This is a genomic window from Sinomonas soli (assembly GCF_054782415.1).
In genome coordinates, this window is sequence record NZ_BAAGSN010000015.1 from 337216 (window position 1) to 353963 (window position 16748).

Below are 16748 nucleotides of genomic sequence, written 5' to 3' on the forward strand. Positions count from 1 at the left end.
ATTTCATGCCGCGTGTGTCATGAGTCCTACGGCATCCACAGGCCGGGGTGCTTCACTAGTACGCATGACTACAACGCTGAATGCTGGCATCGATGACCAGCGCACTGCCCTCAACCGCAAGCTCATCGGCCTCGACGTGGACGGGACCCTCGTCGACCACTACGGCCACATGTCCCCTGCCATCCGCGAGCTCGGCGCCGCGGTCGTCCAGGCCGGCCACGAGGTCGTGGTCGCCACCGGCCGCTCCCTCGGGGCCACGCTCCCCGTCGTGGAGCTGCTCGGGGTCGACCACGGGTACGCCGTCTGCAGCAACGGCGGCGTGACGGTGCAGATCCACGCGGGCGCCAACGGCGGGTACACCGTCATCGACCGACGCTCCTTCGACCCGGCCCCGGCGCTGAAGGCCCTGCGCCACCGCCTCCCGAACGCGAAGTACGCCCTCGAGGACATCGAGGGGAACTTCCTCTCCACCGAGCGCTTCCAGGACGCGAGCTTCGGCGTCGAGGCCGCCGGCGTCACCTTCGAGGAGCTCCTCGAGGCAGAGGCGGTCCGGCTCGTCGTGTTCTCCACCGACTCGACCGCGGAGGAGTTCGGCACCGCGGTGCAGTCGATCGGCCTGCACGGCGTCACCTACTCGGTCGGCTGGACCGCGTGGCTGGACATCGCGGCCCAGGGCGTGACCAAGGCCAGCGGCCTCGAGAACGTGCGCGAGCTGCTCGGCGTCGACCGTGCCCACACGGTCGCGATCGGCGGCGGCCGCAACGACATCGAGATGCTCCAGTGGGCCGGCCGCGGCGTCGCCATGGGCCAGGCCCCGACCGAGGTGAAGGCCGCCGCCGACGAGGTCACCGCGACCGTCGAGGAGGACGGCGCCGCCGCTGTGCTGCGCTCGCTCCTCTAGCTCGGCTCGCTCCCTGAGCGCTGCCCGCTCCTCTGGCGCGCGCCGTCCGCGAGCCCCAGGAGCCGGGCGGCCGCGGGCCGTGCGGCCCACTCCTCGGGCCAGTGCGCCCGGGCGATCGCCTTGGACACCGCCTGCGTGGTGATCCCGAGCGCCTCGGCCACCGCCTTCTGCTGCCCGCGCACGCCGGGCGTGAGGAGATCGAGGACCCGCCATTCGGCCGCGGTGCGCTTCGCCACCGCCAGTCCGATCAGGCGCAGGACCCCCTCGGCGTCCCGCGCGAGTTCCGGGTCCGGCCCGGCCACGGCGATCGCCGGACCGTCGCCGCTCGTCTGCGCGCGTTCGACGGCGCGCCGCGAGTGCACGAGCGCCTCGCCCCGGACCTCCGCGACCCCGAGCGGCAGCGGCTCGTCGAGACGCCCGACGCCGATTCCCACGTTCCAGCGCACGTCGCCGCACACGTCCGGCCGGAGCGCGGTGAGGGCGGCGTCGACCACCGCGCCGGGCTCGGCGAAGACTGCCTGGGCCTCGTCGCCCACGGTCCGGTCGAACGGCACCTCCGGCCGCAGCCGGGCGAGGGCCCTGAGCAGCTGCGGGACACAGTCGCCCGGGCCGCGGTCGCGCTGGTTGATCGTGACCGTGTACATGGCGTCAGCCTAGTGGCGCGGCGCACCCGCGCCGCGGAAGGCGCGGACACCGCAGGGCGCCCCGGAACGACGCGGAGGTGGCTCCCCAACGCTGGTTGAGGAGCCACCTCCGCGGCCTGGAAGAGTCACGTACGCGCCCCGGCGAGGGCTCACGCACGCGAGGAGGCCCTAGTGCCCCTGGGCCTCGAAGCGCTTGATCGAGGCCTCGAGCTCGGCCTCGGCCGCCGCCCGGTCGTCCCAGCCGGCCGGCTTGACCCACTTGCCCGGCTCGAGGTCCTTGTAGCGGGTGAAGAAGTGCTCGATCTCCTTGATGAGGAACTCGTCGAGGTCGGACGCCTCCTGGATGTGGTCGAAGCGCTTGTCCGCCGGGACGCACACGAGCTTGGCATCGCCGCCGGACTCGTCCTCCATGTTGAAGATCGCGATCGGGCGCGCCTCCATGACGATGCCCGGGAACAGGTCCACGTCCGGGTACCAGACGAGGGCGTCGAGCGGGTCGCCGTCCTCGCCGAGGGTGTCCTCGAAGTAGCCGTAGTGCGTCGGGTACTGCATCGAGGTGAAGAGGACGCGGTCCAGGCGGACGCGGCCGGTCTCGTGGTCCACCTCGTACTTCACGCGCGAGCCGCGCGGGATCTCGATCGTGACATCGTGCTTCATGGGTGCTCCTTGCATGGCCCGAGGGGCCGGACGGCATCGTTCACGGCGGCCGCCGATGCCCGCGCGTGAGGGCCGGGCCACGGCGGCGACTACCATGAAGGATATCTGCCTTGGGGCCCTCGCTCCCCGTATCGAGGCCACACCAGCACCCGAGGACGGAGCCCTCCATGACTTCCGAGCGCGGCCGCCGCACGCCCTGGGGCGGCGCGTGGGCGCTCGTGGCCTGCGCCGTCGTCCTGGCGGTCGCGGTCGCCGCCGCGCTCCTGGCCACGGGCGTCGCGACCCGTGCGCGGGGGGTGCTGTTCCCGGCCCCGACGGCCGCCGCGACGGCCCCCGCGTGGCTCGCCCCGCCGTCGTCCGTCCCCACGCTCGACGGGGCCGCGGCGCTCTCCGCCGCCGCCGCGCAGCCCGCGCCCGGCGTCCTCGCCAAGGAGCTGGAGGACAGGCTCAAGGCCGCCGGGGACACCGTCAGCGCCACCGTGCTCGACGGCCTCACCGGCCAGACGCTCTACTCGCGGTCCGGCACGGAGGGGCACGTGCCGGCGTCGAACCTCAAGCTCCTCACGGCCGCCGCCGTCCTCACCACTCTGGGACCCGACGCGACGCTCACCACGAAGGCGGTGCGCGGAGCGGACGCGGGCACGGTGGTGCTCGTGGGCGGCGGGGACGTCATGCTCGGCTCGGGGGCATCCCAGCCGGGAGCCGTGATGGGCCGGGCCGGGATGGCGACGCTCGCGGAACGGACCGCCGCCGCCCTCCTCCAGGGCGCCGCGCCGTCCGCGCACGACGCCGGGGGCCCGCCCCGCGCGTCCGCCCCGCCGGCGGCGGCACTCCCCTCCACGGTCAGGGTCCGCCTCGACGACACCCTGTTCACCGGGCCGTCCCTCAACCCGGCGTGGGACCCCGAGGACGTCGCCGCCGGGGAGATGGCCCCCCTCTACGCGCTATCCCTCAACGCCGGCCGCAGCGCCCCCGGCGCCGGGGGGCCCCGCCCCCAGGACTCGGCGATGGACGCGGCCACGGCCTTCAGGGCCGAGCTCGCCAAGGACCTCGCGGCCTCGGGCGTGAAGGTCGCGGACGGGATCGAGCGCGGCGCCGCCCCCGCCGCGGCGCCCCAGCTCGCCGCCGTCGAGAGCGCCCCGATCGCCGACCAGCTCGGATACGCCCTGCGGGAGTCGGACAACTACGCCGCGGAGGCCCTCGGCCGCCTCGCCTCCCACGCCGCGGGCGGCCCGGCCAGCAACGACGGCGCGGTGGCCGCGCTGAAGGCCGCGGCCACCCGGGTCCTGGACAGCGCCGACGGCTTCCAGCTCTCCGACGCGTGCGGGCTCGCGATCGCGGACCGGGCGGCCCCGGCGGCCCTCGCCGGCCTCGTCCGTGCCATGGCCCTCGGTCCCGACCCCCGCCTGCGGGCGGCCCTCGCCGGCCTGCCCGTCGCCGGGCTCGACGGCACGCTCGCCGGGCGGTTCGGCGGGGCGGCGGCGGCCGGGGCCGGCGTCGTGCGGGCCAAGACCGGCACCCTGAACACGGTGGCGGCGCTGAGCGGCTACGCCGTGGACGCCGACGGGCGCCTGCTCGTGTTCTCGGTCCTCGCCAACGGCCTCGACCCCGCCAGGCGCCAGCCGGTCCTCGCGGCGATCGACAACGCGGTCGCCGCGCTCGCCGGCTGCGGCTGCAGGGGCTGATCGCCCGCCGCGAACCCCGGGCGGCCCCGGGCGGAATGTCAGCTGCGTGTGGTCGAATGGTGCCATGGATGCCCCGCAGATGGCCGGCCGACTGATCAACTGGGACCTCGCCGCCTCGACGGCGGCCCGGCTCACGCCGCCGGGCCCGGCGCTGAGCGCGGCCGAGGCCAGGGACGCGGTGGAGAGCCTGCGCCGCCTGGCGGACGCGTCCGTGCCCCACGTCCACCGCATCACCGGCCTCGCCGTGGCCGAGGACCTCCGCGATTCACAGCTGCTGATCGTGGACCGGGCCTCGTGGGCCAAGGCGAACGCCCAGGGCTTCGAGGTCATGATGGCCCCGGTCCTCGCGCACCTCGTGGAGAAGAAGGCCAGCGAGCTCACGCCCGCCGCGGCCCGCGTGGGCGGCGCGATCACCGGCGCCCAGCTCGGCGCGATCCTCGCCTACCTCGCGCGCCGGGTCCTCGGCCAGTACGAGCCGTTCGCGGCCCTCGCGCCCGGATCCACCGTCCCGCCGGCCGGCCGGCTGCTGCTCGTGGCCCCCAACATCGTCCACGTCGAGCGGGAGCTCGCAGTCGACCCGGAGGACTTCCGGATGTGGGTGTGCCTCCACGAGCAGACCCACCGTGTCCAGTTCGCCGCCGCCCCCTGGCTGCGCGGCCACATGACCGAGCAGATCGGCAAGCTCAGCGAAAGCCTCGTGGGCAACGTCGACAGCATCATGGAGCGGGCGACGGCGGCGGCGAAGTCCCTGCGCGACCGCACCGGCGCCTCGGCGAACCTGCCCAGCAAGGGCGCCATCCTGGACCTGCTCCAGGATCCCGAGGAGCGCGCGGCGATCTCCCACCTCACCGCCGTCATGAGCCTGCTCGAGGGGCACGCGAACGTGGTCATGGACGCCGTGGACGCCTCCGTGGTGCCGAGCGTGCGCACCATCCGCCAGCGCTTCCAGTCCCGCAACGAGAACCGCGGCCCGATCGAGACGTTCGTGCGCCGCTTCCTGGGGCTCGAGGCGAAGATGCGCCAGTACAGGGACGGCCAGGAGTTCGTCCGCCACGTCGTCGACGCCGTGGGGATGGCTGGATTCAACCGGGTGTGGGAGGCCGCCGAGCACCTTCCCACTGAGGAGGAGATCCACGATCCCGGGGCGTGGATCGCCCGGATGGGGCTGTGAGCCCGGAGGACCCCGGCGGAGACGGCCCCGCCTGGGACCCGGCCCGCGACGAGGCCTCCCCGGCGCGGCGCCGGCTGCATCCGGCCGTGGGCGCCGCCCGCAACGCGGTCAGGTCCGCCCTCGAGGAGGCCAGCTGGCCGCCCGTCGTCCTCGTGGCCTGTTCCGGCGGCCCCGACTCGCTCGCGCTCGCCGCGGCGGTGGCGCACTTCGCGCGCCGGGGCAGCGTCCGCGCGCCCGGCGGCGGCAGCCGCCCGCTGCGCGCCGGCGCCGTGGTCGTCGACCACCAGCTGCAGGAGGGCTCCGGCGAGGTCGCGCGCACGACGGCGGCCGTGCTGGCCGGGCTCGGCCTCTCGCCCGTGCGGGTGGTCCCCGTCGAGGTGCGGGCCGAGGGGGAGGGGCCGGAGGCCGCCGCGCGGACCGCGCGGCACGCCGCGCTCACCGAGGAGGCCCGCGCCCTCGGGGCCGGGGCCGTGCTGCTCGGCCACACGCTCGACGACCAGGCGGAGCAGGTGCTACTCGGCCTCGCCCGGGGCTCCGGGCCCCGGGCCCTCGGCGCCATGCGGCCGGTCCGGGGCCTCTTCGTGCGGCCGTTCCTCGGCCTGCGCCGGGCCGAGACCCTCAGCATCTGCGCGGCCGAGGGGCTGGCGCCCTGGTTCGACCCCACCAACGAGGACCCGCGCTTCATGCGCTCCCGCGTGCGCGCCTCGATCATGCCCTTCCTCGAGGCCGAGCTCGGGCCCGGTGTGGCCGAGGCGCTCTCCCGCACCGCCGCGCTCCTGGGCGCCGACGCGGACTTCCTCGACGCCCACGCCCGGAGTGCCTACGAATCCCTCGCGGAGGTCGTGGCCCGCGAGCCGGCGCCCGCGGAGGCGACGGACGGCGGAGCCCGGCCGCGCGCCGTCGTGCTCCCCGGCGAGACGCTCCGCGAGCTGCCACCGGCGATCCGCGGGCGCGTCATCGCCCTCGCCGTGTCCGAGCTGGGCGGCGAGGCGACGTACGAGAGGCTCCGGGCCGTCGAGCGGCTCCTCGACCGACGCGGCTCGGCAGGCCCCGTCGAGGTGCCCGGACATGTGAGCGCCTACCGTCGGACCGCGTCGGGCGGTACGCCGGGCAGCGGAGGAATCAGTCCCGGTGTACCCGGGGCGCTAGTCTTGGTATCGCACCGCTGAACCCAGCGGCCTCGCGCCCCAGCAGTCACGCTCGCAATCTCAGGAGCCGCAGGTGGAATCGACCGACGTCCACGCAGATCTCAAGCACGTCCTCAAGTCGAAGGACGAGATCCAGAACCGCATCGCCGAGCTTGCCGCGGAGATCGACCGCGACTATGAGGGGCGCGACCTGCTGATCGTGGGCGTCCTCAAGGGCGCCGTCATGGTCATGGCCGACCTGGCGCGTGCGCTCCACTCGCACGTGACGATGGACTGGATGGCAGTCTCCTCCTACGGCTCGGGCACCCAGTCCTCCGGCGTGGTCCGCATCCTCAAGGACCTCGACTCGGACCTCATGGGCAAGCACGTCCTCATCGTCGAGGACATCATCGACTCGGGCCTGACGCTCTCGTGGCTCAAGACCAACCTCGAGTCGCGCGGGACGGCCTCGGTCGAGATCTGCACGGCCTTCCGCAAGCCGGACGCCGCCAAGGTCGCGATCGATGTCAAGTACGTCGGCTTCGACATCCCCAACGAGTTCGTCGTCGGCTACGGCCTCGACTACGCAGAGAAGTACCGCAACCTCGACTTCGTGGGCACCCTCGCGCCGCACGTCTACGAGTGAGCGTTTCGCCCTGAGCGCACCCGCGGGAACTTCCGCGGCGCTGGGGGAACTTTTGCCCGTCTCCATGCGTGAACGCTTCCGAACGGTGTCATGCTGGTGGCCACACTCTGGTGCATGACGGTACCGGTGCATGAGAAGAAGGGACGGGGCCCAGCCCCGATTTCATGAACGTCAAGAGCTTCGTCAAGGGTCCGGGAATCTGGATCATCGTTGTGATCGTCCTGCTGCTGCTGGCCTTCGGGACCCTCGCACCGGGCGGCAGCACGCGTGTGGACACCTCGGTGGGGCTCCAGCTCATCAAGGACGGCAAGGTCTCCCAGGCCAAGATCTTCAACGGTGAAGAGCGCGTCGACATGGTCCTCAAGGACGACTATGTCGTGGACGGCCAGGACAAGGGCAAGAACGTCCAGTTCTACTACGTCACCCCGCGCGGCACCGATGTGATCAACACGATCGACGCCGCCAACCTGCCGCAGGGCTTCTCCGACCAGCCGGTCGAGAACAACTGGTTCAGCTCCATGCTGTCCCTCCTCATCCCGGTCGTGCTCCTCGGTGCGCTCTTCTGGTTCCTCCTCTCGCGCATGCAGGGCGGCGGCAGCCAGGTCATGAAGTTCGGCAAGTCCCGGGCCAAGATGATCACCAAGGACATGCCCCAGGTGACCTTCTCCGACGTCGCCGGCGCGGACGAGGCCGTCGAAGAGCTGCACGAGATCAAGGAGTTCCTCCAGGACCCGGGCAAGTTCCAGGCCGTCGGCGCCAAGATCCCCAAGGGCGTGCTCCTCTACGGCCCTCCCGGAACCGGCAAGACCCTCCTCGCCCGTGCCGTGGCCGGCGAGGCCGGCGTGCCGTTCTTCTCGATCTCCGGCTCGGAGTTCGTCGAGATGTTCGTCGGCGTCGGCGCCTCCCGGGTGCGCGACCTGTTCGAGCAGGCCAAGGCCAACGCCCCCGCGATCGTGTTCGTCGACGAGATCGACGCGGTGGGCCGCCACCGCGGCGCGGGGATCGGCGGCGGCAACGACGAGCGCGAGCAGACCCTCAACCAGCTCCTCGTCGAGATGGACGGCTTCGACCCGAAGGCCAACGTCATCATCATCGCGGCCACCAACCGGCCTGACGTCCTCGATCCGGCGCTCCTCCGCCCGGGCCGCTTCGACCGCCAGATCCCCGTCGAGGCGCCGGACCTCGCCGGCCGCGAGCACATCCTCTCGGTCCACGCCAAGGGCAAGCCGCTCGCGCAGAACGTGGACCTCAAGGCCGTGGCGAAGAAGACCCCCGGCTACACGGGCGCGGACCTCGCGAACGTCCTGAACGAGGCGGCGCTCCTGACCGCGCGCTCCAACGCCCAGCTGATCGACGACCGCGCCCTCGACGAGGCCATCGACCGCGTCATGGCCGGCCCGCAGAAGCGCTCCCGCGTCATGAAGGACCTCGAGCGCAAGATCACCGCGTACCACGAGGGCGGCCACGCGCTCGTCGCGGCGGCCCTGCGCAACTCGGCCCCGGTCACGAAGATCACCATCCTCCCGCGCGGCCGCGCCCTCGGCTACACGATGGTGGTGCCGGAGGAGGACAAGTACTCCGTGACGCGCAACGAGCTCCTCGACCAGCTCGCCTACGCTATGGGCGGCCGCGTCGCCGAGGAGATCGTCTTCCACGATCCGTCCACGGGCGCCTCGAATGACATCGAGAAGGCCACGGGCACCGCCCGCAAGATGGTCACCCAGTACGGCATGAGCGAGCGCGTGGGCGCGGTGAAGCTCGGCCAGGGCGGCGGCGAGCCGTTCCTGGGCAGGGACGCCGCCCACGAGCGCAACTACTCCGACCAGGTCGCCTACGTCGTGGACGAGGAGGTGCGCCGCCTGATGGACCAGGCCCATGACGAGGCGTACGAGATCCTCACGGACAACCGGCACGTCCTCGACCGCCTCGCCTCCGCGCTGCTCGAGCACGAGACGCTCAACCAGCGCGAGATCGCGGAGATCTTCACCGATGTCCGCAAGCGCGACTTCCGCGAGGTCTGGCTCTCGAAGGGCACCCGTCCGGTGCAGGACATCCCGCCGGTCGAGACCGAGGCGGAGCGCAGGGCCCGCGAGGAGGCCTCCGAGGCGCGGCACGAGGAGCCCCTCGACGTCGGCCAGGCCCACCATCCGCACGGAGAGCAGGAGTACGTCAAGGACCGTCACGACGGGGTGTGACGGCCCCGAGGGGGACCTGCACGCCACCCACCGATAGGATCATTGACGTGACCCACTTCGATGACGACGACGTGTCCGCGCTGCCCGCCGAGGCCGAGAAGATGGATCTGCCGCGCATCGAGGCGGCCGTGCGCGAGATCCTCCTCGCGGTCGGCGAGGACCCGGACCGGAGCGGCCTGAAGGACACTCCCCAGCGCGTGGCGAGGGCCTACGCCGAGACGTTCGCCGGACTGCACCACAACGCCGAGGAGATCCTCGGCGTGACCTTCGACATGGACCACGAGGAACTCGTGCTCGTGAAGGACATCCCGTTCTACTCGACGTGCGAGCACCACCTCGTGCCCTTCCACGGCGTCGCGCACGTGGGCTACATCCCCTCGCACGACGGCCGGGTGACAGGGCTGAGCAAGCTCGCCCGTTTGGTCGACGTCTACGCGCGCCGCCCCCAGGTGCAGGAGCGGCTCACCACCCAGGTCGCGGACGCCATCGTCAGCCACCTCAAGCCCCGCGGAGTGATCGTGGTCGTCGACTGCGAGCACATGTGCATGTCTATGCGTGGTGTCCGCAAGCCGGGCGCCCACACCGTCACGAGCGCCGTCCGCGGGCAGCTGCACGACCCCGCCACCCGCGCCGAAGCCATGAGCCTGATCCTCGGAAAGTGAGCACCCGATAGTGGACTCCCTCGCAGCAGCGCCCGGAACCGGGCCGAATACCTCCCCCCTCCCCGTGCTCCGCAAGCCGCGTCCCAAGGCGACCTTCGAGGGCCTGCCCCGGGACCGCGCCGTGGTCATGGGGATCCTCAACGTCACTCCGGACTCGTTCTCCGACGGCGGCGAGCACGGCCAGGCGGACACCGCGATCGCCGCGGGCCTGCGCATGTTCTACGCGGGTGCGGACATCATCGACGTCGGCGGCGAGTCCACGAGGCCCGGCGCCGAGGAGGTGCCCGAGGACGTCGAGCAGGCGCGCGTGCTCCCGGTCATCGAGGCGCTCGCCAAGGCCGGGGCCCTCGTGTCCGTGGACACCCGCCGGGCGAGCACTGCCGCGAAGGCGCTCGACGCCGGGGCCACGATCGTCAACGACGTCTCGGGGCTCGCCGTCACGGACGAGATGATCCGCCTCGTCGCGGACCGCGACGCCTACTACGTCCTCATGCACAACCGGGGCGACTCGAAGTCCATGGACGGGCTCGCCTCCTACGCGGACGTGGTCGAGGGCGTCATCGCGGAAACCCTCAAGGTCCGCGACCGGCTGCGGGCCGGCGGGGTGGACGATGCCCGCATCATCCTCGATCCCGGCCTCGGCTTCGCCAAGCAGGGCGAGCAGAACTGGGAGCTCGTCAAGCACGTCGGCCGGTTCACGGCGCTCGGCTACCCGGTGCTGGTCGCAGCCTCCCGCAAGCGGTTCCTCGGCGAGCTGCTCACGAGCGCGGGCAAGGCCGCCCAGCCCAAGGAGCGGGACGCGGCCACCGCCGCGATCACCGCGCTCGCCGCCGCAGCCGGCGCGTGGGGCGTGCGGGTGCACGACGTCGCAGCGAACCTCGACGCCGTCAAGGTCGCCGCCAGGGCGAAGGCCTAGGGCGCCATGGGCAACCACCCGGGCGATACCGCGGCCCGGACCCGCAGGCCCGACCTGATCGCCCTCACCGGGGTCACGGCCGTGGGGCACCACGGCGTGCTGGACTTCGAGCGGCGCGACGGGCAGCCCTTCGTGGTGGACGCCGTCCTGCACACGGACTTCGGCGCCGCTGCGTCGTCGGACGACCTGTCCCGGACGGCCAGCTACGCCGAGGTTGCCGAGCGCATCGTCGCGCTCGTCGAGGGTGACCCGGTCGACCTGATCGAGACCCTCGCCGTGCGCCTGGCCGAGACGATCCTGGCCGAGTTTCCGGTCGACGCCGTGGAGCTCACGGTCCACAAGCCGCAGGCGCCCATCGCCGTGTCCTTCGGCGACGTGTCGGTGACCGTGTTCAGGGAGCGCTGAGATGGAGACGGGGCACCACGGCTGGGTCAGGTCCGTCCTGGCGCTCGGCAGCAACCTCGGCGCCCGGGCGGAGACTCTGGCCGAGGCCGTCGCAGACCTCGTCGACCGCCCCGAGGTGCGCCTCGTCGACGTCTCGCCCGTGGTCCAGACCAAGCCGGTCGGCGGCCCTGAGGGACAGCCGGACTTCCTGAACATGGTCATGATCGTCGAGACCACGCTGGGCCCGTACGAGCTGCTCGAGCACTGCCACGCCGTCGAGGCCAAGCACCACCGCACCCGCGAGGTCCGGTGGGGCCCGCGCACCCTCGACGTCGACATCATCACCTACGGCGACCTGCAGCTCGACGACCCCGAGCTGACCATCCCGCATCCGCGGGCGGCCGAGCGGGCCTTCGTCCTCTTTCCCTGGCTCGTGATCGAGCCCCTCGCGGTCCTCGAGGGCCATCCGATCGTCGAGCTCCTCGAGTTCTGCTCCGACGCCGACGGCGTCGAGGGCTATGACATGCTCACTGATGGAGGAAGCCAGACCGGAGGGGGAATCGAGTGAAGCCGCTCAAGCCGTGGGTGCTCGTGCTGGTGGCGATCGTCGTGGGCCTCCTGGGCGTCGCTGCGAACGCGTTCGCGATGCGCTCGTCGGCGCCGACGCCGGTGCTCCCGGTCAGCGCCCTCGGCTCGATGGCCGTGATCGCCGTCGTGACGCTGGGCCTCGGCATCCGGGTGCTGAGGTGGCGGACCGGCCACCGCTCCCGCATGCTCGATCCGATCTTCGCGGCGCGGACCCTCGTCCTCGCCCACGCCTGCGCCTACGCGGGCGCGGTCCTCCTGGGCTGGCACGGGGGCGTCATCGCGGACCAGGTCCCGCAGCTCTCCACCCGCGCGGGCACACCCGCGGTCGAGACCGCCCTCCTGCTGATCGGCGGGAGCGTCATCATGGTCGCCATCGGCTTCATCGTGGAGCGCTTCTGCCGCATCCCCCCGGAGGAGGGCGACGACGAGGGCCTCTCCGAGGGGGGCCGCGCGCCGGACGCCGAGGGCGGCCTTGCCTAGCTCCGCGCCCCAGCAGCCCTCCGCGCCCCGCCAGCCCTCCCGCCCCGGCCGTCTCGGCGTGGGCGTCATCGGCGCCGGCAAGGTGGGCGCCGTCCTCGGGGCGGCGCTGCGTGCGGCCCAGCACGCCCTCGTCGGCGTCTCGGCGGTGTCGGAGGAGAGCCGGGAGCGCGCCGAGCTGCTCCTGCCGGGCGTCCCCGTCCTCGAGGTCCCCGACATCGTCGAGCGCTCGGAGCTCGTGCTGCTGGCCGTGCCGGACGACGCGCTGGGGCCTCTCGTCGAGGGCCTCGCCAAGCTTGGCGCCTGGCAGCCCGGCCAGCTCGTGGCCCACACCTCCGGCCGCCACGGCGTGGGCATCCTCGCCCCGGTGCGCGCCGCCGGGGCGATCCCGCTCGCCATCCACCCCGCCATGACGTTCACCGGGATGTCCCTGGACCTCGCACGCCTGACGGACTGCTGCTTCGGCGTCACCGCGGACCCGGCGATGCTGCCGATCGCGCAGGCGCTCGTGGTCGAGATGGGCGCCGAGCCGGTCGTGGTCGCCGAAGGGGACCGGGCCGCCTACCACGCCGCGCTCGCGCACGGATCGAACCACCTCGTCACCCTCGCCTCCCAGGCCGCGGAGATCCTCGGCAGAATCGGCGTGCCCGACCCGGGAGCCGTGCTCGGCCCCCTCCTGCGCGCCTCCCTCGACAACGCGCTCTCTGCGGGCGAGTCCGCCCTGACGGGGCCCGTGGCCCGCGGGGACGTCGGCACGGTCGTCGCGCACGTCGCCGCCCTCAGCGAGCTCGCCACCGACCCGGACGGCCGGGGCGGGGCCGCCGATATCCTTGACGCGTACCGGGCCATGGCCCATGCGACCGCCGTCCGCGCCGAGCGCCGGGGACGCCTCACCGCCTCGGCCCGCGAGGCGATCGAGGAGGCGCTGGAGGGCATGGAGCCCGGCGACGAGACACGAGAGGACCTGTAGTAATGCCTGCTGAGCCCGCTGTGGCCATCGAGGTGGTGCGCACGCGCGCCGAGCTCCAGCCGGCCATCGCCCGCCGGCTGGCGGCGAAGCGCCGCGGCCCGGGCCTGCCGTCCCTCGGGCTCGTGCCGACCATGGGCGCCCTGCACGCGGGGCACCGTGCCCTCGCCGAGGCCGCGGCCGCCCAGAACGACGTCGTGGTCGCGAGCGTGTTCGTCAACCCCCTCCAGTTCGGGGACGCCACGGACCTCGAGCGCTATCCCCGCACCCTCGACGCGGATGCCGCACTGCTGGCGGACGCCGGGGTGGACCTGGTCTTCGCCCCGGACGTCGACGAGATGTACCCGGGCGGCGAGCCCGAGGTGCGGGTGGCCGCGGGGCCGCTGGCCCAGAAGTGGGAGGGCGCCTCCCGCCCGGGCCACTTCGACGGGGTGTGCACCGTCGTCTCGAAGCTCCTCCACCTCGCGATGCCCGGCGGGTTCGACGGCGCCCGGGCCGCCTACCGCGCCTACTTCGGGCAGAAGGACGCCCAGCAGGTCGCCGTCGTTCGGCGGATGGTGCGGGACCTGGACTTCCCCGTGGAGATCGTCGCCGTCCCGATCGTGCGCGACCCGGACGGCCTGGCGCTCTCGAGCCGGAACCGCTTCCTGTCCGAGGCAGAGCGCGATGCGGCGCTCGTCCTCTCCCGGGCCCTGGGACTCCTCGAGGACCGCGCGAGCGCCCACGAGCCCCTCAACCCGGACGACGCCGAGGCCCTCGTCCGGTCCCAGCCCCTCGTGGAGCTGGACTACCTGGACGTCGTGGACCCGGACACGCTCGAGCCGCTCGCGTTCGCCTGCCGCGAGACCCCGTTCACGGGGGAGGCGCTCGCGATCATTGCCGCCAAGGTCGGCCCCGTGCGCCTCATCGACAACATGCCGCTCCGGGCCCGCTGACCTTCCGGGGCGGCCTGGGCTTCGGGCAGGGGCTGGGCGTCCCGGAGGGGCTCAGCTCGCGAAGAACGCCGCGAGGCGGTCGATGAGCGGCTTCGCGGGACGGGTCGGGGCGTCGTGCGCGAGCTTGGGCAGGATCGCGATGTCGGAGGCCGGCAGCACGCCGTCGAGCTTCTGGGCCGCCTCGGCGAAGTACTCGGGGCTCGCGCCGCCCACGAGGAACAGCGTCTCGAGGGGCAGCTCGTCGAAGCCCTTGGCCTCGGCGTCGGCCGCGACCACAGCGCGGATCTCGGCGGGACCGGTCGGAAGGAGCCGCGAGAGCTCCTTCCCGAGCGGGGTCCGGCTGCCGATCCGGTTGAGCACGGTCAGCACGGGCAGCGGGAGCTTGGAGATCGGGCCGACCGTCTGCAGTCCGCGCAGGAGCACGGCGAGGGCCTTCTCCTCGTCCTTGGCCCGCAGGGCCTCCTCGAACTCCGGCATCCACCCGGCCTTGATGCTGCCCTCGAAGGAGATGATGGGGTCGTAGACGGCGATCTGCCCGATCTGCAGCTCGCGGCCGGCGTGCAGCGCGATGCACCCGCCGTAGTTGTGGCCGAACACGGCGTCGCTGCCGGTGTGGGCGAGCACGTCGCCGAGGTCCGAGATTTCGGTGGCGAGCGAGTAGTCCGCCGGCTGCGGAGAGGAGGCCCCGCGGCCACGCCTGTTGTACACGTGCACGGGCACGTGGAGCTCCTCGGCCAGCCGGACCGCGAGGTCCTTGTACAGCTCGGCGGTCACCATCGACCCGTGGACGACGACGATGCCTCCCCGCGCGGTCATCCCGCCTTCGGGAGCGGTGAAGAGCTCGAGGGACGCGCCGTCCTTGGTGGCCACCGTGGACGAGGTCAGCTGCAGTACACCCATGCACAGAGCCTAGCCGCAATCGCCGCAGCGACCCCATCCAGCACAGGGCGTCCGGAGGCGCGCGGGCGCCCCTCGGAAGCTCACAGCCGGCTGGCCTAGAATTGAATGCTGTGACTGCACAGAACCCCGCACCCGAGGCCCGGCCCGCCGACACGAGCGAGCAGATGCACATCCGCCGGGACAAGCGGGAGAAGCTCCTCGCGAACGGCGAGGCGCCGTACCCGGTCAAGCTGCCGCGCACGCATTCCCTCTCCGAGGTCCGCGCGACGTACCCGGAGCTGGAGCCGGACACGGCCACGGGGGAGACCGTCGGCGTCGCAGGCCGCGTCGTGTTCATCCGCAACACCGGCAAGCTGTGCTTTGCCACCCTGCAGGAGGGCGACGGCACGCGCCTGCAGGCCATGCTCAGCCTCGCGAACGTGGGCGAGCAGCGCCTCGCGGACTGGAAGGCCCTCGTGGACCTCGGCGACCACGTCTTCGTCCGCGGCGAGGTCATCTCCTCCCGGCGCGGCGAGCTCTCCGTCATGGTCGAGTCCTGGCAGATGGCCTCGAAGGCCCTGCGCCCGCTGCCCACCCTCCACGCGGGACTGAACGAGGAGACGCGCGTCCGCCAGCGCTACGTGGACCTCCTGGTCCGCGAGGAGGCGCGCCAGATGGTCTACACGCGCTCCAAGATCACCAAGAGCGTCCGCGACACCCTCGACTCCCACGGCTACGTCGAGGTCGAGACGCCGATGCTCAACCTCGTCCACGGCGGTGCGACGGCCCGTCCGTTCGCGACCCACCTGAATGCCTTCGACCAGGACATGACCCTGCGCATCGCCACCGAGCTCTACCTCAAGCGGGCCGTGGTCGGCGGGATCGAGCGGGTCTACGAGATCGGGCGCGTGTTCCGCAACGAGGGCGTCGACTCGACCCACAGCCCCGAGTTCACCACGCTCGAGTGCTACGAGGCCTACGCCGACCAGTTCACCATGGCGGAGCGGATGAAGGAGATCATCCTCAACGTGGCGGACGTCATGGGCACGCGCCGCATCGAGACGCCCGAGGGCACGATCGACCTCGACGGCGAGTGGGCGTGGATCGGTGTGTACCCGGGCCTGTCCGAGGCGGTCGGCGAGGAGATCACCCCCGACACGCCGCTCGAGCGCCTCCTGGCCGTCGGCGATGCGCACGGGGTCAAGACGGACCCCCTGTGGACCCAGGAGAAGGCCGTCATCGAGCTCTTCGGGGAGATCGTCGAGCCCACCCTGCTCAACCCGACCTTCGTCTACGACTACCCGCCCTCCGCGCAGCCCCTCGCCCGGCCCCACCGGGACGACCCCCGGCTCATCGAAGCGTGGGACCTCATCATCGGCGGGATGGAGCGCGGCACCGCGTTCTCCGAGCTGATCGACCCCGTGGTCCAGCGCGAGCGGCTCACCGAGCAGTCGCGGCTGGCCGCCGAGGGCGACGACGAGGCCATGGCCCTCGACGAGGACTTCCTCCGCGCGCTCGAATACGGCGCCCCGCCCATGGGCGGGATCGGCCTGGGAATCGATCGCCTGGTGATGCTGTTCACGCAGGCAGGTATTCGCGAAACAATCCTCTTCCCCCTTCTGAAGCCCGAGGCCAACTGATGGATTACGTCCTTGCCCTGCTCCCGCCGTTGGTGGTCGGGCTCATTTTCTGGTTCGCCATGCGCGCAATCTTCAATGCGGACAAGTCCGAGCGGGAGGCGCTCGCCCGCGCTGAACGCGAATCGCAGGAGCGCGCCGGGAATTGATCCACGCGAGTCCTTTTGACTCGCGGGCTTTTGTGCCTTCATACTGTAATTGCTCAGCCGCTCCGGCGCCTCACGGGCCCCGATGCTGATTGCTTGAACTCACATTTGCTGAGTCCCCCGGCGATGAC

General features: G+C 72.4%; 18 protein-coding genes. 15 read left to right on the forward strand and 3 right to left on the reverse strand.

All coding sequences use genetic code 11. From position 1 onward, the window contains the following. The first annotated feature begins 64 nt into the window (after nt 1-64). Nucleotides 65-901 (forward strand): HAD family hydrolase, encoded by an 837-nt coding sequence (locus tag ACYVKZ_RS15060; RefSeq protein ID WP_460993045.1) that lies wholly within the window; start codon nt 65-67, stop codon nt 899-901. Here ACYVKZ_RS15060 and ACYVKZ_RS15065 read toward each other — a convergent pair. Together ACYVKZ_RS15065 and ACYVKZ_RS15070 are read right to left on the reverse strand one after the other, a co-directional pair. Beyond that, nucleotides 898-1545 (reverse strand): hypothetical protein, encoded by a 648-nt coding sequence (locus ACYVKZ_RS15065; RefSeq protein WP_460993046.1) that lies wholly within the window; start codon nt 1543-1545, stop codon nt 898-900. The two genes, ACYVKZ_RS15060 and ACYVKZ_RS15065, sit on opposite strands and share 4 nt — an antisense overlap. Before the next feature lie 168 nt (nt 1546-1713). After that, entirely contained in the window at nt 1714-2202 is a 489-nt protein-coding gene (locus ACYVKZ_RS15070; RefSeq protein ID WP_307006884.1) for an inorganic diphosphatase, read from the reverse strand. Between the two features lie 167 nt (nt 2203-2369). Between ACYVKZ_RS15070 and dacB the strand changes: the two genes are divergently transcribed. The 12 genes from dacB to panC all read left to right on the forward strand — a co-directional run bounded on the left by dacB (nt 2370) and on the right by panC (nt 13955). Continuing rightward, nucleotides 2370-3887 (forward strand): D-alanyl-D-alanine carboxypeptidase/D-alanyl-D-alanine endopeptidase, encoded by a 1518-nt coding sequence (dacB, locus tag ACYVKZ_RS15075; RefSeq protein ID WP_460993047.1) that lies wholly within the window; start codon nt 2370-2372, stop codon nt 3885-3887. A 64-nt stretch (nt 3888-3951) separates the two neighbouring features. After that, nucleotides 3952-5058: a zinc-dependent metalloprotease gene (locus ACYVKZ_RS15080; RefSeq protein ID WP_460993048.1), complete on the forward strand. Its 1107-nt coding sequence runs from the start codon at nt 3952-3954 to the stop codon at nt 5056-5058. Nucleotides 5059-5144: 86 nt separating this feature from the next. Next, entirely contained in the window at nt 5145-6227 is a 1083-nt protein-coding gene (tilS, locus tag ACYVKZ_RS15085) for a tRNA lysidine(34) synthetase TilS (protein ID WP_460993193.1), read from the forward strand. A 52-nt stretch (nt 6228-6279) separates the two neighbouring features. Next, complete coding sequence (gene hpt, locus ACYVKZ_RS15090; protein ID WP_460993049.1) at nt 6280-6831, forward strand: hypoxanthine phosphoribosyltransferase; 552 nt, start codon at nt 6280-6282, stop codon at nt 6829-6831. A gap of 164 nt (nt 6832-6995) precedes the next feature. Then, the gene (gene ftsH, locus ACYVKZ_RS15095) at nt 6996-9026 is read left to right on the forward strand and encodes an ATP-dependent zinc metalloprotease FtsH (protein ID WP_460993050.1); all 2031 of its coding nucleotides are present in this window, start codon (nt 6996-6998) and stop codon (nt 9024-9026) included. A 47-nt stretch (nt 9027-9073) separates the two neighbouring features. Further along, nucleotides 9074-9688: a GTP cyclohydrolase I FolE gene (gene folE, locus ACYVKZ_RS15100; RefSeq protein WP_307006889.1), complete on the forward strand. Its 615-nt coding sequence runs from the start codon at nt 9074-9076 to the stop codon at nt 9686-9688. A 10-nt stretch (nt 9689-9698) separates the two neighbouring features. Then, complete coding sequence (folP, locus tag ACYVKZ_RS15105; RefSeq protein ID WP_460993051.1) at nt 9699-10604, forward strand: dihydropteroate synthase; 906 nt, start codon at nt 9699-9701, stop codon at nt 10602-10604. A gap of 6 nt (nt 10605-10610) precedes the next feature. Continuing rightward, nucleotides 10611-11009, forward strand: a complete 399-nt coding sequence (gene folB / locus ACYVKZ_RS15110) for a dihydroneopterin aldolase (RefSeq protein ID WP_460993052.1) — start codon at nt 10611-10613, stop codon at nt 11007-11009. Between the two features lies 1 nt (nt 11010). Next, nucleotides 11011-11556: a 2-amino-4-hydroxy-6-hydroxymethyldihydropteridine diphosphokinase gene (folK, locus tag ACYVKZ_RS15115; protein ID WP_460993053.1), complete on the forward strand. Its 546-nt coding sequence runs from the start codon at nt 11011-11013 to the stop codon at nt 11554-11556. After that, nucleotides 11553-12056, forward strand: coding sequence for a DUF3180 domain-containing protein (locus ACYVKZ_RS15120; protein ID WP_460993054.1), 504 nt, complete (start codon nt 11553-11555; stop codon nt 12054-12056). Before folK ends, ACYVKZ_RS15120 begins: the two co-directional genes overlap by 4 nt. Further along, on the forward strand, nt 12049-13023 hold the full coding sequence (locus tag ACYVKZ_RS15125; RefSeq protein WP_460993055.1) for a Rossmann-like and DUF2520 domain-containing protein: 975 nt from the start codon (nt 12049-12051) through the stop codon (nt 13021-13023). Before ACYVKZ_RS15120 ends, ACYVKZ_RS15125 begins: the two co-directional genes overlap by 8 nt. Nucleotides 13024-13043: 20 nt before the next feature. Beyond that, nucleotides 13044-13955 (forward strand): pantoate--beta-alanine ligase, encoded by a 912-nt coding sequence (panC, locus tag ACYVKZ_RS15130; RefSeq protein ID WP_460993194.1) that lies wholly within the window; start codon nt 13044-13046, stop codon nt 13953-13955. A 51-nt stretch (nt 13956-14006) separates the two neighbouring features. Here panC and ACYVKZ_RS15135 read toward each other — a convergent pair whose 3' ends face one another. Further along, nucleotides 14007-14855, reverse strand: coding sequence for an alpha/beta fold hydrolase (locus ACYVKZ_RS15135; RefSeq protein WP_460993056.1), 849 nt, complete (start codon nt 14853-14855; stop codon nt 14007-14009). A gap of 164 nt (nt 14856-15019) precedes the next feature. Between ACYVKZ_RS15135 and lysS the strand changes: the two genes are divergently transcribed. Together lysS and ACYVKZ_RS15145 are read left to right on the forward strand one after the other, a co-directional pair. Then, nucleotides 15020-16474 carry a lysine--tRNA ligase gene (lysS, locus tag ACYVKZ_RS15140; RefSeq protein WP_460993195.1) on the forward strand — a complete coding sequence of 485 codons (1455 nt, stop codon included), beginning with the start codon at nt 15020-15022 and terminating at the stop codon, nt 16472-16474. After that, complete coding sequence (locus ACYVKZ_RS15145; RefSeq protein WP_460993057.1) at nt 16474-16620, forward strand: hypothetical protein; 147 nt, start codon at nt 16474-16476, stop codon at nt 16618-16620. The genes lysS and ACYVKZ_RS15145 overlap by 1 nt, the downstream gene beginning before the upstream one ends. The last annotated feature ends 128 nt before the right edge of the window (nt 16621-16748 follow it).

Excerpts from the sequence above, each read along its gene's own strand:
- ACYVKZ_RS15080 (WP_460993048.1), top strand. The coding sequence starts at position 3,952 with ATGGATGCCCCGCAGATGGCCGGCCGACTGATCAACTGGGACCTCGCC.
- ACYVKZ_RS15065 (WP_460993046.1), bottom strand. The coding sequence starts at position 1,545 with ATGTACACGGTCACGATCAACCAGCGCGACCGCGGCCCGGGCGACTGT.
- ACYVKZ_RS15145 (WP_460993057.1), top strand. The coding sequence starts at position 16,474 with ATGGATTACGTCCTTGCCCTGCTCCCGCCGTTGGTGGTCGGGCTCATT.
- folK (WP_460993053.1), top strand. The coding sequence starts at position 11,011 with ATGGAGACGGGGCACCACGGCTGGGTCAGGTCCGTCCTGGCGCTCGGC.
- dacB (WP_460993047.1), top strand. The coding sequence starts at position 2,370 with ATGACTTCCGAGCGCGGCCGCCGCACGCCCTGGGGCGGCGCGTGGGCG.
- lysS (WP_460993195.1), top strand. The coding sequence starts at position 15,020 with ATGCACATCCGCCGGGACAAGCGGGAGAAGCTCCTCGCGAACGGCGAG.
- ACYVKZ_RS15060 (WP_460993045.1), top strand. The coding sequence starts at position 65 with ATGACTACAACGCTGAATGCTGGCATCGATGACCAGCGCACTGCCCTC.
- ACYVKZ_RS15070 (WP_307006884.1), bottom strand. The coding sequence starts at position 2,202 with ATGAAGCACGATGTCACGATCGAGATCCCGCGCGGCTCGCGCGTGAAG.
- ACYVKZ_RS15135 (WP_460993056.1), bottom strand. The coding sequence starts at position 14,855 with ATGGGTGTACTGCAGCTGACCTCGTCCACGGTGGCCACCAAGGACGGC.
- ftsH (WP_460993050.1), top strand. The coding sequence starts at position 6,996 with ATGAACGTCAAGAGCTTCGTCAAGGGTCCGGGAATCTGGATCATCGTT.
- folB (WP_460993052.1), top strand. The coding sequence starts at position 10,611 with ATGGGCAACCACCCGGGCGATACCGCGGCCCGGACCCGCAGGCCCGAC.